Origin of the sequence: Avibacterium endocarditidis (genome assembly GCF_002921145.1) — a bacterium.
Lineage (GTDB): Bacteria > Pseudomonadota > Gammaproteobacteria > Enterobacterales > Pasteurellaceae > Avibacterium > Avibacterium endocarditidis.
In genome coordinates this window covers 11543-26574 of record NZ_PQVI01000001.1, presented here as the reverse complement: position 1 = coordinate 26574, position 15032 = coordinate 11543, and the positions used below count along the sequence as shown (strand labels likewise).

Genomic DNA, 15032 nt, shown 5'->3' with positions numbered 1-15032 from the left:
CCTTGCAGCCACGTCAGCTTCGTATCTTAGTTGGGGAAAATACGTGCTTACAAACTCAACTTTCCCCTTTATTTTCTGACTTCGCTCGCTTTGAAAAACAAAGTGCGGTGCTTTTTTTTGATGAAAATTGTGATGAAAATTGCACCGCACTACCGCACTTTTTCCCGAGCAAAACATCACTCTAATTCCCTTTAGCAAAGCAAAAAATCAGCTTGGGCGCGAACATTGCCTGATTATTTATGATGCCAGACAAAGCCTAAATCTTGATGCCCTTGCCATTGCCGCAGGTACATTGCAAGCGGGCGGGCAGCTTTATTTATTGTTCAACTATTGGCAACATTTAGCCACGCAAATTGATTTGGATAGCCAGCGTTGGAGCGGTGTGCCGCAAGGCATTTGCACACCGAATTTTGTCCAATTTATGCAGCAAAAAGTGCGTGAATACGGCTTTCCTATTTATCAGCAACAAAATGGTGATAGCTTTTTACCAGCACCGCATAACTCAGCCATCGAGCCGATAAAGTCCTTTCATTCTGCCACGCAGGATCAACAACGTATTTTGCAACAATTATTAAATGCTCCGAAAGAAATCAATGTGCTCACCGCCAAGCGTGGACGGGGAAAATCCGCCTTGGCAGGATTATTTGCCGCGCATTTAGACAAGGTGATTCTCACCGCACCAAATAAAAGTGCGGTGCAAATTTTGCAAGATTTTGCTGAGAAAGAGTTACTTTTTATTGCACCTGATGATCTCGCTCAACAAGTGCAACAAGATCCCGATAAATTTAACGATCATTGGTTGATCATTGATGAAGCTGCAATGATCCCGCTACCTTTATTAATGCAGCTCACAGCGCATTTTCGGGCGATTTTATGTACCACCACGATACAAAGCTATGAAGGCACAGGGCGCGGTTTCTTGCTTAAATTTATGCAAAAAACACCGCACTTTGCAACATTTTGAACTCAGCACCCCGTTGCGTTGGCGAGCAGATGATCTGATTGAACCTTTTATTTCTGAGTTGCTTTATTAGAAGCGGAAAGCCAATTAGCTCAGCCTGAGTTTCAGCCTAATTTGTTCCTAATGCGGATTTGCATTTTCATTGGCATCATAGCCAAAGCCTTTTTCAGAAAGGAGAATATGAAGATTTTTACGGATTGCTGATGCTCGCCCATTATAAGACGTCCCCTGTGGATTTACGCCGTTTGCTCGATGGCAGGCATCAGCAATTTTTACTGGCAAAATCCAATCAGGATTTATTAGGCGCGCTTTGGCTGCTGAATGAAGGGGCAATGCAAGATAGTGCGTTGATTGAAGGCATAATGCAAGGTGTCCGCCGCCCGAAAGGTAATTTGGTGGCGCAAATATTGTGCCAAGCAAGCCTAAATGAAGCAGCGTGCAAGCTGAGTTCAGCACGCATTTCTCGCATTGCTGTGCAACCTAAATGGCAACATCAAGGGATAGGACAGGCGCTAATGGCAGAAGTGAATGAGCCAAGTCTGCAGAGTCAAGATCGCACGCAAGATTTTTTATCGGTGAGCTTTGGCTACACGCCCGAGCTTGCTCAATTCTGGCAAAAGTGCGGGTTTAATTTGGTTTATTTAGGCAGCCATAAAGAAGCCAACAGCGGTTGTTATAGCGCGATTAGCGTAAAAGGCGTAAGCCGCGCAGGGCAAGATTTTTGTACAAAATTGTTAGCACAATTTGAGCGAGATATTCCTTTATCCTTCCACCCTTTAGCCACGCAGCTATGCCCACAAGGGCTGCAAACAAGAGATTTTTCTCTGAATGAACAAGACATCAAAGCGTTACATTATTTTGCTTATTATCAACGAAATTTAGCCAGCACGATCCCGGCTATTCGCCGTTTATTATGGGGCAATCAAGGGGAAACATTGCCTTTATTGTCGGCTTATTGTGAACAAAAAATCTTACCAAGCACGGGCAAAAAGCAATGGTTGCAAGCTTGTCGCGAAGAAGTAAAACGGTGGTTGCAAAAGCAAAAAATTCTTTTATGATAAGGCATACATAAGGCAAAGAATAAATCGCAAAATAGGGGGAAATAATGGCAAATCAACAAAAAGGTGTGCTGCGCAGATTATGGGATAAATACAGCGAATTTTGCAAAGAATTGGGGATCGATCAAGGCGCTTGCCGCAGTTGTGTGCCAGTGGTGAAATTTGATGAAGATCCACCGAAAAAAGCGGAGCAAGAGAAAGCAGCTAAATCTTAGGATCAGATCGCGATCTTTACATTTCTCACTTTTCAATCATTTCTTACAAAGCCATTTGGCGCGTTGCTCAAATGGCTTTCTTTTTGGGCGAAATATACAAATCTTTACATAAGATCCGGATCAAACTGCTTGCAACTTAGTCAAACTAATACTAAACTTACAAATAAGTGGTAAAAAGTGGTGTTTTGTGGTAAAAATTGCGAAATTCTGTAAAAAATAACCGCACTTATTTTTAACAAGAGATCTCAAACAATGTTTCGTGGCGCATCATCGGTAAATTTGGATTCAAAGGGACGGCTTGCCATTCCTACCCGTTACCGTGCCGAGATCCTAGAAAAAAATAATGGGCAAATGGTTTGTACCGTGGATATTCGTCAACCTTGCTTGTTACTTTATCCCTTAGATGAATGGGAAGTTGTTGAGCAAAAATTATTAAGTTTGTCGAATTTTGATCCTGTGCAACGGAGTTTACAACGTGTGATGCTTGGTTATGCCACAGAATGTGAGCTGGATAGCGTAGGGCGAATTTTAATTAGCTCGCCATTACGCCAGCACGCGAAACTAGAAAAAAGCACGATGTTAGTCGGTCAGCTTAACAAATTTGAAATTTGGAGCGAGCTAGAATGGCACGCACAGATTCAACAAGATATGGCACTTGGTGCAAGTGGGCAACTTGCGCAATCTCCTGAATTGATCACGCTGTCATTATAAGAGAAGGGTAACTTCCAAAAAAGAACAGCGGCACTAGCAGAGATAAGCGGTGTCTTCGGACTCCGCTTATCTCATTTTACTATTTAATTTTTTATTATTTATTAAAAAGTTATGAACGCGCAGAACCTTTTTTCTTCACCTGAACATTTCACCGTTTTATTAAATGAAGCGGTGGACGGTTTGGCGTTGAAAGAAAAAGGCATCTATATTGATGGCACTTTTGGGCGCGGCGGTCATTCTCGTCTGATTTTATCTCGCTTATCCAAAGATGGCAGATTAATCGCCATTGATCGCGATCCACGTGCGATTGTGGCGGCAGCGCAAATTCAAGATCCACGTTTTCAGATCGAACACAATAGCTTTTCCGAGATCCCTGAGATCTGCGAAAAATTAGGTTTAGTTGGTAAAATTGACGGTATTTTGCTCGATCTTGGCGTATCTTCCCCTCAATTAGATGAAGCTGAGCGCGGTTTTAGTTTTATGAAAGATGGTCCGCTTGATATGCGAATGGATACCACCCAAGGTTTATCGGCGGCCGAATGGTTGCAACAGGTTTCTGAGCAAGATTTAGCTTGGGTATTGAAAACCTTTGGTGAAGAGCGTTTTGCTAAGCGCATTGCACAAGCCATTGTTAATTATAATAAAAATGCACGTCAAAACGGCACAGAACCACTTAATCGCACCTTGCAATTAGCTGAGCTGATTGCGCAATCGGTTCCTTTTAAAGATAAATATAAACACCCAGCTACGCGTAGTTTTCAGGCAATTCGTATTTTCATTAATTCTGAATTAGAAGAGCTAGAACGTGTCTTGCAAGGGGCTTTACAAGTATTAGCGCCACAAGGACGTTTGTCGATCATCAGCTTCCATTCCCTTGAAGATCGTATGGTGAAACATTTTATGCGTAAGCAAAGCAAGGGCGAAAGTTTGCCGAAAGGCTTGCCGCTGCGTGAAGATCAAATTCAGCGTAGCCAAACCTTAAAAACCATTGGCAAGGCGATTATGCCAAGTGAACAAGAAATTGCCCAAAATGCCCGCTCAAGAAGTGCGGTGCTGCGTATTGCGGAGAGAGTATAAAAATGGTTGAAAATTCAGAACGTTATCCATTGCGTAGCATTATTGCCGAAGATCTCTTTGCCTCAAATAAATTAGTGATGGCGTTAATGGTATTGGTGATTGTGAGTGCATTAAGCACCATTTGGATTACTCACAAAACGCGTGGCTTGATCGCGGAAAAAGGTGAATTAGTGTTGCAACACCAAGCCTTGGAAAATGAATTTTTAAATCTTAAGTTAGAAGAAGCAACCCAAAGCGATAATACCCGTGTTGAGGCGATTGCTACGGGAAAATTACAGATGAAACGTGTTGTGCCAGAACAAGAAGTTTTGTTATTGGAATAATTAATAGACCCTAAGGTGCAAAATGATCAAGAAGAAAAATCACAGAACAAAGCGTAGCACCAGCACAGGCAGTGCAATTAAACGCAACAAACCTAAAATTTCCTACCATAATAGTTTTTTGAAAGGTCGTTTTTATTGGTCGATCGCCGCTGTTGTACTTGGGTTAAGTGCCTTGATTGCACGCGCGGCTTATATACAAGTGGTAAATGCCGATCCACTGGCTGATGAGGCGGATAAACGCTCAGTGCGTACTCAGCAAGTGCTTTCTGTGCGTGGTTCAATCTTAGATCGCAATGGACAACTTCTTTCTGTCAGCGTACCGATGTATTCTGTGGTGGCTGATGCTAAATTCGTGTTTGAAGAAAATTCTTTGCAAGATAAAGAACGTTGGCAAGCACTCGCCAAAGCCCTTGGCGTTTCTTATAGCAATTTAATTAAGCGTGTGGAAAAAGATCCTTCTTCTCGCTTTGTATATTTATCTCGTCAGGTTTCCCCAACCGTTGCTGATTATGTTAAACAACTGAAAATCAAAGGTGTAGTGTTAAAAACAGAAGCACGCCGTTTTTATCCAAGAGTGGAAGAAACCGCCCATTTGATCGGCTACACCAATATTGATGGTGAAGGCATTGAAGGCATTGAGAAAAGTTTTAACTCATTATTGGTGGGTAAATCAGGCTCTCGCACCTATCGCAAGGACAAATTTGGACATGTAGTGGAAGACATCGCCGATGTTAAAAAATATGACGCACACGATGTTACCTTGAGTATTGATGAAAAATTGCAATCAATGGTTTACCGCGAAATCAAAAAAGCGGTGGCAGAAAATAAGGCAGAATCAGGAACCGCGGTGTTAGTGGATATTCGCACAGGTGAAGTGCTCGCAATGGTCAATGCCCCTTCCTACAATCCAAATAATCGTGCTGGTGTAAAAGCTGATTTAATGCGAAACCGTGCCATTACTGATACCTTTGAGCCGGGTTCAACAGTAAAACCTTTTGTGGTTTTGACCGCACTTCAAAATGGCGTAGTAAAACGTAACGAAGTGATTAACACAGGGCCGCTAGTGCTAAATGGACACGAAGTCAAAGACGTTGCACCAAGAGATCGCCAAACCCTTGATGAAATTTTGGAAAACTCCAGTAACCGTGGTGTGAGCCGCTTAGCTTTGCGTATGCCACCAAGCGCGTTAATGGAAACTTACCAAAACGCAGGTTTAGGCAAACCAACAGATTTAGGCTTGATTGGTGAGCAATCAGGGATCTTAAATGCAAATCGTAAACGTTGGGCTGAGATTGAACGTGCCAACGTTGCCTATGGTTATGGTTTGAATGCAACGCCGTTACAAATTGCACGCGCCTATGTTACCTTAGGCAGTTTCGGGATTTATCGCCCACTTTCCATTACCAAGGTTGATCCACCTGTGATCGGGCAGCGCGTTTTCCCTGAAAAAATCACCCGTGAAGTGGTGAATATGATGGAAAAAGTGGCAATCAAAAATAAACGCGCAATGGTGGAAGGCTATCGCGTTGGGATCAAAACAGGGACAGCGAAAAAGCTAGAAAAAGGTCGCTATGTGGATAAATATATTGCTTATACCGCAGGCATTGCGCCAGTCAGTAACCCACGTTATGCCCTGATTGTTTTAATTAATGATCCGAAAGCAGGGCAATATTATGGTGGGGCGGTTTCTGCACCATTGTTCTCAAATATTATGGGCTATGCGTTACGAATGAATAACGTTCCGCCTGATGCGGTGGAGCAACAAAAAGTCGCTAAACGCACCGTTCGTTTAAATACTCAGAAAAAAGATGAAACAACGAACTAATTTTTGATCAAGGAAAAATAATGAAAAAACTCACCGCACTTTTGGGGATCGATCATTTGCCCCAAGAAGTTGAGCTGACCGAAATGACGTTAGACAGCCGCTCTGCAAAGACTGGCTGTCTTTTCGTTGCTATAAAAGGGCATCAAACGGACGGCAGAAACTACATTCCGCAAGCTATTGCTAATGGCGCAAGTGCGGTGCTTTTTGAAGCAGATTTTGCGCAGCAACACTTAACCGTCAAAATGGAACAAGGCATTCCGCTTATTGCCTATTATGAATTACCGCAACATTTATCGCGTCTTGCAGGGCAATTTTATAATGATCCTTCAGCCCATTTAACCCTCGTTGGCGTAACAGGAACGAATGGCAAAACCACGGTGGCTCAGCTTGTGGCACAGTGGGCGAACTTGCTTGGACATAAAAGTGCAGTAATGGGAACCATTGGCAATGGCTTGCTTGGGCAAATTAAGGAAGCGGCAAATACCACGGGTTCAGCCATTGAAATTCAGTCCACCCTTGCGGAATTTGTACAGGCTGGCGCAGATTTTGCCGCCATTGAAGTGTCATCACACGGCTTGGTGCAACATCGTGTTGAAGCACTGCAATTTGCCGTGGCTATTTTTACCAACCTGAGTCGTGATCATCTTGATTATCACCACACAATGGAAAATTATGCTGCTGCGAAATACCGTTTATTCAGCGAGTTAAATAGCGCGCATCAGGTGATTAACGCTGATGATCCTGTGGGCGCACAATGGTTACAGCAATTACCCAATGCAATTGCGGTGAGCTGCAAAGCGGATTATCAACCAAACCATAAACAATGGCTCAAAGCAGAACAAGTTCAATTCCATAATCAAGGTGCGATTATTCATTTCACGTCTAGTTGGGGCGAGGGTGAATTACATAGCCCATTGATTGGCGCATTTAATGTCAGCAATTTATTATTTGCTTTCGCCAGTCTGCTTGCCTTAGGTTATTCTTTAAACGAACTTTGTCAACGTGCGGGGAAATTACAAGGTGTTTGTGGGCGAATGGAACGTTTGAATGCGACAAATCAAGCCACGGCAATCGTGGATTATGCCCACACGCCAGATGCCTTAGAAAAAGCCTTGCAAGCGGCACGTTTGCATTGTGAAGGGGCGCTTTATTGCGTGTTTGGTTGCGGTGGTGATCGGGATATAGGGAAGCGTCCGCAAATGGCACACATTGCAGAGCAGTTTGCTGATTTTGTGATTGTTACAGACGACAATCCACGCACGGAAGATGCAGAAACTATTATGCAAGACATTCAAGCGGGATTTGTGGATTTAAGCAAGGTACAGATTATTCATCAGCGTGATCAAGCGATTCAACAAGCACTTAGAATGGCGCAACCGCAAGATGTGGTGCTGATTGCCGGCAAAGGCCACGAAGATTACCAAATTATTGGCACAACGAAATTGCCGTTTTCCGATCAAGCGACAGTAAAACAATATTTTAGTGAAACAAAATGATTAAATTAACCACCCAACAATTGGCTGATATTCTCAATGGCACGCTTTATGGTGATGAGCGTGTCGCGATTGAAAATATCAGCACGGATACCCGTCAAGCCAATCCGCAAGGGCTATTTTTTGCCTTAAAAGGTGAGCGTTTTGATGGTCATCAATATTTAGCCAATGCCGTGGAACAAGGCGCATTGGCGCTGATCGTAGATCATCAATGTGAAATAGATGTGCCACAAATTGTTGTGGCGGACACTCGCCTTGCCTTAGGGCTGCTAGGTAAATGGCTAAAAGCACAAATTAACCCTTTAACAGTGGCGATCACGGGATCATCAGGCAAAACCACGGTGAAAGAAATGACTGCCGCCATTTTGCAACAAAGTGCGGGGGATTTTTCCCGAGTTTTATTTACCAACGGTAATTTCAATAATGATATTGGCGTGCCACTAACCTTATTACGCCTTACTCCACAGCATAAATTTGCGGTGATTGAATTGGGCGCCAATCATCTAGGTGAAATTGCGTACACCACGGAATTAGTACGTCCTAACGTGGCGATGGTGAATAATGTGGCCGCTGCGCATTTGGAAGGTTTTGGTAGTCTTGCAGGCGTGGCACAAGCCAAAGGCGAAATCTATCAAGGGCTTGCGCAACAAGGCATCGCCTTGATTAATTTAGATTGCAATTATCTGGCGGATTGGCAAAAGAATATTGGCGATCACCAAGTGCGGTCGTTTTCTTTAACAAATTCACAAGCGGATTTTTATGCCACGGATATTCAGCTCAACGGGCAAGGATCGCAATTTACCTTACACAGCCCACAGGGCGAGATTGCTATTCAGTTGCCTTATTTAGGCGAGCATAACATCAGCAATGCATTGGCAGCTGCGGCGTTAGCAATGAATGTGGGCGCAAGCCTTTCTGATGTGCAGCAGGGCTTGGCAAAAGGCACAAAAGTGAAAGGGCGTTTATTCCCGATTCAGCCTTGCGAAAATTTATTGTTACTCGATGACACTTATAACGCCAATGTGGATTCCTTGCAGTCGGCGATTCAAGTGTTACAAAAATATCCCGCTTTTCGCATTTTAATAGTTGGCGATATGGCAGAATTAGGCGAAAATAGTCAGCTTTGCCATCAGCAAGTGGGCGAGGCGGCGAAAGCGGCACAGCTTGATTATGTGGTGAGCTATGGCGAACACAGCGCGGTAATTTCAGCGCAATGTGGCGGAATGCACTTCATCGATCAAGGGCGATTAGTGGATTTTATTCGTCCGATAATTGCAGAAAAACTGTCGCAAAATCAAAACGTAGTGGTGTTAGCCAAAGGCTCTCGCCGAATGCAATTAGAAAATGTAATTGAATTATTAAAGGATAATTTCCAATGTTAGTTTGGCTCGCGGAATATCTCCAGCAATATCAAAGTGGCTTTAATGTCGTTTCTTATATTACCGTGCGTGCGATCTTAGCTTTATTGACTGCACTATTAATTTCTTTATGGATTGGCCTTAAAGTGATTCGTCGCTTACAAATCCTAAAATTTGGCCAAGAAGTGCGTAATGATGGCCCTGAAAGCCATTTAAGCAAAAAAGGCACGCCAACGATGGGCGGTATTATGATTTTATTTGCCATTACCGTTAGTACCTTGCTGTGGGCAAATTTAGCCAATCCTTATGTTTGGTTTAGTTTGTTTGTGTTGCTCGGTTATGGCGCAGTGGGTTTTGTGGACGATTACCGCAAAATCACCCGCAAAAACACGGACGGCTTAATTGCACGCTGGAAATATTTTTGGCTATCAGCCATTGCGCTCGTTGCGGTATTTGGTATGTATGCTGTGGGGAAAGATACCGATGCCACGCGCCTTGTCGTACCATTCTTTAAAGAAGTGATGCCGCAGCTTGGCTTGTTCTATATCGTGTTGGCCTATTTTGTGATTGTAGGGACAAGTAACGCGGTGAATTTAACAGACGGCTTAGACGGCCTTGCCATTATGCCAACTGTCTTTGTGGCAGGGGCATTTGCTTTAATTGCGTGGGCAACAGGTAACGTAGAATGGTCAAATTATTTGTATATTCCGCATATTAAATACACTTCTGAACTGGTGGTGTTCTGTACCGCCATTGTCGGTGCAGGCTTAGGCTTCCTCTGGTTTAATACTTACCCTGCGCAAGTGTTTATGGGCGATGTGGGATCGCTCGCACTAGGGGGGGCATTAGGTGTGGTGGCCGTGCTAGTTCGCCAGGAATTTTTATTAGTGATTATGGGCGGTGTGTTTGTAATGGAAACTCTGTCTGTAATTTTGCAAGTGGGTTCTTACAAACTGCGTAAACAGCGTATTTTCCGTATGGCACCTATTCACCATCATTTTGAATTAAAAGGCTGGCCTGAACCGCGCGTGATTATTCGCTTTTGGATTATTTCCCTAATGCTTGTATTACTTGGCTTGGTTACTTTGAAGTTACGTTAAAAAGGTTAAGAGCAAACAATGAATCAATATCAAGATAAAAATATCTGTGTGGTGGGCTTGGGCAAAACAGGATTGTCTTGCGTGGACTATTTACTTGCGCAACAAGCCAAGGTGCGCGTGATGGATACCCGCCAATCGCCAGCGGGTGTGGAACAATTACCTTCAAATGTGCCAGTGCATACGGGCGGCTTAAACCCACAATGGTTGCTGGAAAGCGATATGATTGTAATCAGCCCGGGGCTTGCAGTAAAAACACCAGAAATTTATACCGCACTTCAAGCAGGCGTTGAAGTGGTGGGCGATATTGAATTGTTCTGCCGTGCTGCCGATAAACCGATTATTGCCATTACAGGTTCAAACGGCAAAAGCACGGTAACCACCTTAGTAGCAGAAATGGCGAAAGCGGCCGGCTTAACGGTGGGAATGGGCGGAAATATTGGCATTCCTGCCCTTTCTTTGCTTGAACAAAATCACGATATTTATGTGCTGGAGCTATCAAGTTTCCAACTGGAAACCACTTACAGCTTAAAAGCCATTGCCGCTACCGTATTAAATGTGAGCGAAGATCATATGAATCGCTATGTGGATTTAGAAGATTATCGCCAAGCCAAATTAAAAATTTATCATCATTGCCAAACCGCGGTGATTAATGCAGAAGATCCGTTAACCCAACAAGACGGCACAGAGCGAGCGAAGCACCAAGTGAGCTTTGGCGAAACGAACGCAGATTATTGGCTAAAAAGCGAAAACGGTAAGCAATATTTAATGGCTTATGAAGAAATGATTTTACCTTGCGATGAAATAAAATTGACGGGGCGCCATAATTATATGAATGCACTGGCCGCGATTGCTCTTGCACAAAGTGCGGGGATAAATTTGCAAGGTATTTGCACCGCACTTCGTGAATTTACAGGGCTAGATCACCGTTTTCAATTAGCGCATTTTGCCCAAAGCGTGCGTTGGATTAACGATTCCAAAGCGACTAATGTGGGTAGCACCGTGGCAGCGCTCACCGGCTTACAAGTGTCGGGTAAACTTTATTTATTACTTGGTGGTGATGGCAAAGGCGCTGATTTTTCTGAACTCGCCGCGTTGATTAATCAACCGCATATTGAATGTTATTGTTTTGGACAAGATGGCGGAAAATTGGCTCAACTTTCGCAGCAAAGCTATTTGTTTGACACAATGGAACAAGCGATAGAAGCCTTTCGTTCGCAACTCAAATCAGGCGATATGGTCTTGCTTTCCCCAGCTTGTGCGAGCCTTGATCAATTCGCCTCATTTGAAAAGCGTGGCGAAGAATTTACCCGCTTAGCCAAATTAAGTTAGAGAATCATCAATGCAGTTTATTGAAAATTTAAAAGCCCATTCAAGAATTACGCCAAATAATTTGCTCTACGACAGAGCATTATTATGGCTCTTTGTGAGTTTGCTCGTGATTGGATTGATCGCAGTATCCTCTGCGTCAATTCCCGTGGGAGCGAGATTATTCAATGACTCTTTCTATTTTGCAAAACGTGATGCCATCTATGTTGTGCTATCAATTTTTGCTTGCTATACCGTATTAAATATTCCAACGACTTTCTGGGAAAAGTATTATGGCTATATTTTTTGGATTGCAATGATTTTGCTCGTTATGGTGCTTATTCCTGGAATTGGCTCAAGAATTAATGGGGCTAGACGTTGGATTCCAATGATCTTCTTTAATTTCCAGCCGGCTGAATTTGCTAAGTTGGCACTCACTTGTTTCCTTGCTAGCTACTTTACCCGCCGTTATGACGAAGTGCGTAGCCGCAAGCTCAGTGCATTCAAGCCCTTAGTCGTAATGGGATTATTGGGCGGTTTATTATTATTGCAACCCGATCTAGGAAGTACCGTTGTTTTATTTGTGATTACCTTTGGTTTACTTTGGATTGTGGGGGCGAATTTCTGGCAGTTCTTTGCCTTGGCTTGTTCTGGTGTCTTGCTTGTATTATGGCTAGCGATTTCATCGGCTTACCGACTGAAACGTTTAACGGGATTTATGGACCCTTTTAAAGACCCTTATGGCACAGGTTTTCAGCTTTCAAACTCATTAATGGCGTTTGGACGAGGGGAGATTACAGGCGAAGGACTGGGAAATTCCATTCAAAAATTAGAATATTTACCAGAAGCGCATACTGATTTTGTGATGGCAGTCATTGGTGAAGAATTTGGCTTAATCGGCATTCTCTTTGTGATCACATTGTTAGCGTTATTAGTGTTTAGAGCAATGAAAATAGGACGAGAATCATTGCAACTAGAACAGCGTTTCAAAGGATTTTTAGCTTTCGGCATTAGTTTTTGGATTTTCTTCCAAGGCTTCGTAAATTTAGGCATGGCATTAGGTTTGTTGCCAACCAAAGGGCTGACTTTCCCATTGGTGAGTTATGGCGGATCAAGTTTGATTATTATGTCTGTCAGTATCGGGATTTTATTACGCATTGATCACGAAAATCGACTAATGCGAAGTGGACACGCACGTTTGCGTGATGATTAAGAAAAAGGACACATTGTGGCACAACAAAAAAAACGTTTATTGGTGATGGCAGGTGGAACTGGCGGACACGTTTTCCCTGCGATTGCCGTTGCACAATATTTACAGCAACAGGGTTGGGAGATCTGTTGGCTTGGCACGCAAGATCGTATGGAAGCACAATTAGTGCCGAAACACGGTATCCCGATTAAATTTATCCAAATTTCGGGCTTGCGTGGCAAAGGCATAAAAGCGTTGCTTGCTGCACCATTTAAAATTGTACGTGCGATTTTCCAAGCGAAAAAAATTATTCAAGAATATCAGCCTAATGCCGTGCTTGGTATGGGTGGTTATGTTTCAGGGCCGGGTGGCGTGGCAGCAAAATTATGCGGTGTACCTATTGTGTTGCACGAACAAAATGCCGTGGCAGGGCTAACAAATTCTTGGTTAGCCAAAATTGCGACTCGGGTGTTGCAAGCCTTTCCTAACACCTTTCCAAATACGGAAGTGGTGGGCAACCCTGTGCGTCAATCCTTGTTTGAAATGCCAAGTCCTGCACAGCGTTTCGCTAAGCGTTTAGGCAAATTAAGAGTGCTTGTGGTGGGTGGCAGCCAAGGGGCGCGCGTGTTAAATCTCACTTTGCCGAAAGTGGTGGAAGCCTTAGAGGATAAATTGACCGCTCGCCATCAAGTGGGGGCAAATATGTCAGAAAAAATCACCGCACTTTATCCTCAAGGCGCTGATGTACAAGTAACGGATTTTATTGATGATATGGCAGAAGCCTATGGCTGGGCGGATATTGTGATTTGTCGTTCAGGCGCATTAACGGTGTGCGAACTTGCCGCCGTAGGGACGCCCGCAATTTTCGTGCCATTCCAACATAAAGACAGACAACAATATTTGAATGCGAAATATTTAGCGGACGTGGGCGCAGCCAAAATTATCGAACAAAAAGATCTCACGCCAGAAGCACTGATCGAGATGTTGAACCAATTTGATCGTAGCCAATTATTAACAATGGCGGAAAAAGCCAAGGCAATGGCAACACCAAAATCTGCTCAGCAAGTAGCAGAAGTGATTATTAATGTGGCGAAATAAAAGAATAACAAGAGGCAGAGCAATGAAAGAATTTCAAAAACGAGTAAGACAAACCGTGCCAGAAATGCGCCGTGTGAAACAAATTCATTTTGTCGGCATTGGTGGTGCGGGAATGGGTGGTATCGCGGAAGTCTTGTTGAATGAAGGTTACCAAGTAACAGGATCGGATATTGCGGAAAATGCGGTAACCCAACGCTTAAGTGCGTTAGGTGCAAAAATATATTTTTCTCACCAAGCAGCCAATGTTGATGGTGCAAGTGTGGTGGTGGTATCCAGCGCCATTAAAGATGATAATGTAGAAGTGGTGGAAGCGCACAATAACCGTATTCCTGTGATTCAACGTGCGCAAATGTTAGCGGAAATTATGCGTTTCCGTCACGGCATTGCCATTGCGGGGACACACGGTAAAACCACAACAACCGCAATGATCTCAATGATTTATGCGCAGGCAGGGCTTGATCCGACTTTCGTAAATGGCGGATTGGTGAAATCAGCTGGCACAAATGCTCATTTAGGCGCAAGCCGTTATTTAATCGCGGAAGCGGATGAAAGCGATGCGTCTTTTTTACACTTACAACCAATGGTTTCGGTGGTGACCAATATTGAGCCTGACCATATGGAAACCTATCACGGTGATTTTGAAGAAATGAAACAAACCTATGTGAATTTCTTGCATAATTTACCCTTTTATGGCTTAGCGGTAATGTGTGCAGATGATCCTGTGCTACTTGAGTTGATTCCAAAAGTTGGACGTCAAGTGATCACTTATGGTTTTAGCGAAAATGCGGATTATCGCATTGAAGATTATCAGCAAACAGGCTTTCAAGGGCATTACACCGTGGTTACGCCTCAAGGTGAACGCGTCAATGTATTGCTTAACGTACCAGGTAAGCATAATGCGTTAAATGCAACCGCAGCCTTTGCCGTGGCAAAAGAAGAGGGTATTAGCAACGAGGCTATTTTAGCTGCCTTAGCGGATTTCCAAGGCGCAGGACGCCGTTTTGATCAGCTTGGTCAGTTTATTCGTCCTAACGGAAAAGTGATGTTAGTGGACGATTATGGGCATCACCCAACAGAAGTGGACGTAACCATTGAAGCAGCGAAAAAAGGTTGGGAAAACAACGAATTGTGATGATTTTCCAACCGCACCGTTATTCGCGTACGCGAGATTTATTTGATGATTTTGTGCAAGTACTATCTCAAGTTGATGTGCTATTAATGCTTGATGTGTATGCTGCAGGTGAAGCACCGATTGCTGGGGCTGATAGCCGTTCGTTATGCCGTTCTATTCGTAATTTAGGTAAAGTTGATCCGATTTT

Annotated in this window: 13 protein-coding genes and 2 pseudogenes; all 15 read left to right on the top strand. The window is 43.6% G+C overall.

Annotated elements, in window-relative coordinates; translation table 11 throughout:
- Positions 1-2 precede the first annotated feature (2 nt).
- Entirely contained in the window at positions 3-185 is a 183-nt protein-coding gene (locus C3Z13_RS11565; protein ID WP_181021970.1) for a hypothetical protein, read from the top strand.
- A pseudogene (locus tag C3Z13_RS00120) lies at positions 140-1034 on the top strand (tRNA(Met) cytidine acetyltransferase TmcA domain-containing protein). Before C3Z13_RS11565 ends, C3Z13_RS00120 begins: the two are co-directional and overlap by 46 nt.
- Before the next feature lie 130 nt (positions 1035-1164).
- Positions 1165-2019, top strand: coding sequence for a GNAT family N-acetyltransferase (locus tag C3Z13_RS00115; RefSeq protein WP_103854597.1), 855 nt, complete (start codon positions 1165-1167; stop codon positions 2017-2019).
- 47 nt (positions 2020-2066) lie between these two features.
- The gene (locus C3Z13_RS11560) at positions 2067-2234 is read left to right on the top strand and encodes a DUF5363 domain-containing protein (RefSeq protein ID WP_172459084.1); all 168 of its coding nucleotides are present in this window, start codon (positions 2067-2069) and stop codon (positions 2232-2234) included.
- 252 nt (positions 2235-2486) lie between these two features.
- Positions 2487-2945 (top strand): division/cell wall cluster transcriptional repressor MraZ, encoded by a 459-nt coding sequence (mraZ, locus tag C3Z13_RS00110; RefSeq protein WP_103854596.1) that lies wholly within the window; start codon positions 2487-2489, stop codon positions 2943-2945.
- Positions 2946-3056: 111 nt separating this feature from the next.
- Positions 3057-4022: a 16S rRNA (cytosine(1402)-N(4))-methyltransferase RsmH gene (rsmH, locus tag C3Z13_RS00105; RefSeq protein WP_103854595.1), complete on the top strand. Its 966-nt coding sequence runs from the start codon at positions 3057-3059 to the stop codon at positions 4020-4022.
- A gap of 2 nt (positions 4023-4024) precedes the next feature.
- A complete protein-coding gene (ftsL, locus tag C3Z13_RS00100) occupies positions 4025-4345 on the top strand; it encodes a cell division protein FtsL (RefSeq protein WP_103854594.1) in 321 nt (106 codons plus the stop codon).
- A 22-nt stretch (positions 4346-4367) separates the two neighbouring features.
- The gene (gene ftsI, locus C3Z13_RS00095) at positions 4368-6170 is read left to right on the top strand and encodes a peptidoglycan glycosyltransferase FtsI (RefSeq protein WP_103854593.1); all 1803 of its coding nucleotides are present in this window, start codon (positions 4368-4370) and stop codon (positions 6168-6170) included.
- A gap of 20 nt (positions 6171-6190) precedes the next feature.
- Positions 6191-7666 (top strand): UDP-N-acetylmuramoyl-L-alanyl-D-glutamate--2,6-diaminopimelate ligase, encoded by a 1476-nt coding sequence (gene murE / locus C3Z13_RS00090; RefSeq protein WP_103854592.1) that lies wholly within the window; start codon positions 6191-6193, stop codon positions 7664-7666.
- Complete coding sequence (gene murF, locus C3Z13_RS00085; protein WP_103854591.1) at positions 7663-9045, top strand: UDP-N-acetylmuramoyl-tripeptide--D-alanyl-D-alanine ligase; 1383 nt, start codon at positions 7663-7665, stop codon at positions 9043-9045. Before murE ends, murF begins: the two co-directional genes overlap by 4 nt.
- Positions 9039-10121: a phospho-N-acetylmuramoyl-pentapeptide-transferase gene (gene mraY / locus C3Z13_RS00080; protein ID WP_103854590.1), complete on the top strand. Its 1083-nt coding sequence runs from the start codon at positions 9039-9041 to the stop codon at positions 10119-10121. Before murF ends, mraY begins: the two co-directional genes overlap by 7 nt.
- 18 nt (positions 10122-10139) lie before the next feature.
- The gene (gene murD / locus C3Z13_RS00075) at positions 10140-11450 is read left to right on the top strand and encodes a UDP-N-acetylmuramoyl-L-alanine--D-glutamate ligase (RefSeq protein WP_103854589.1); all 1311 of its coding nucleotides are present in this window, start codon (positions 10140-10142) and stop codon (positions 11448-11450) included.
- 10 nt (positions 11451-11460) lie between these two features.
- Positions 11461-12639, top strand: coding sequence for a putative lipid II flippase FtsW (gene ftsW / locus C3Z13_RS00070; RefSeq protein WP_103854588.1), 1179 nt, complete (start codon positions 11461-11463; stop codon positions 12637-12639).
- Positions 12640-12654: 15 nt separating this feature from the next.
- Positions 12655-13713: an undecaprenyldiphospho-muramoylpentapeptide beta-N-acetylglucosaminyltransferase gene (murG, locus tag C3Z13_RS00065; RefSeq protein WP_103854587.1), complete on the top strand. Its 1059-nt coding sequence runs from the start codon at positions 12655-12657 to the stop codon at positions 13711-13713.
- A 22-nt stretch (positions 13714-13735) separates the two neighbouring features.
- Positions 13736-15032 (top strand): annotated as a pseudogene (murC, locus tag C3Z13_RS00060) (UDP-N-acetylmuramate--L-alanine ligase); the annotation flags it as partial.

What these genes read in the sequence shown, in the direction of transcription:
- rsmH (WP_103854595.1), top strand. Translation starts at nt 3,057, where the DNA reads ATGAACGCGCAGAACCTTTTTTCTTCACCTGAACATTTCACCGTTTTA.
- ftsW (WP_103854588.1), top strand. Translation starts at nt 11,461, where the DNA reads ATGCAGTTTATTGAAAATTTAAAAGCCCATTCAAGAATTACGCCAAAT.
- murF (WP_103854591.1), top strand. Translation starts at nt 7,663, where the DNA reads ATGATTAAATTAACCACCCAACAATTGGCTGATATTCTCAATGGCACG.
- ftsI (WP_103854593.1), top strand. Translation starts at nt 4,368, where the DNA reads ATGATCAAGAAGAAAAATCACAGAACAAAGCGTAGCACCAGCACAGGC.
- C3Z13_RS11560 (WP_172459084.1), top strand. Translation starts at nt 2,067, where the DNA reads ATGGCAAATCAACAAAAAGGTGTGCTGCGCAGATTATGGGATAAATAC.
- murD (WP_103854589.1), top strand. Translation starts at nt 10,140, where the DNA reads ATGAATCAATATCAAGATAAAAATATCTGTGTGGTGGGCTTGGGCAAA.
- mraY (WP_103854590.1), top strand. Translation starts at nt 9,039, where the DNA reads ATGTTAGTTTGGCTCGCGGAATATCTCCAGCAATATCAAAGTGGCTTT.
- C3Z13_RS00115 (WP_103854597.1), top strand. Translation starts at nt 1,165, where the DNA reads ATGCTCGCCCATTATAAGACGTCCCCTGTGGATTTACGCCGTTTGCTC.
- mraZ (WP_103854596.1), top strand. Translation starts at nt 2,487, where the DNA reads ATGTTTCGTGGCGCATCATCGGTAAATTTGGATTCAAAGGGACGGCTT.
- ftsL (WP_103854594.1), top strand. Translation starts at nt 4,025, where the DNA reads ATGGTTGAAAATTCAGAACGTTATCCATTGCGTAGCATTATTGCCGAA.
- murE (WP_103854592.1), top strand. Translation starts at nt 6,191, where the DNA reads ATGAAAAAACTCACCGCACTTTTGGGGATCGATCATTTGCCCCAAGAA.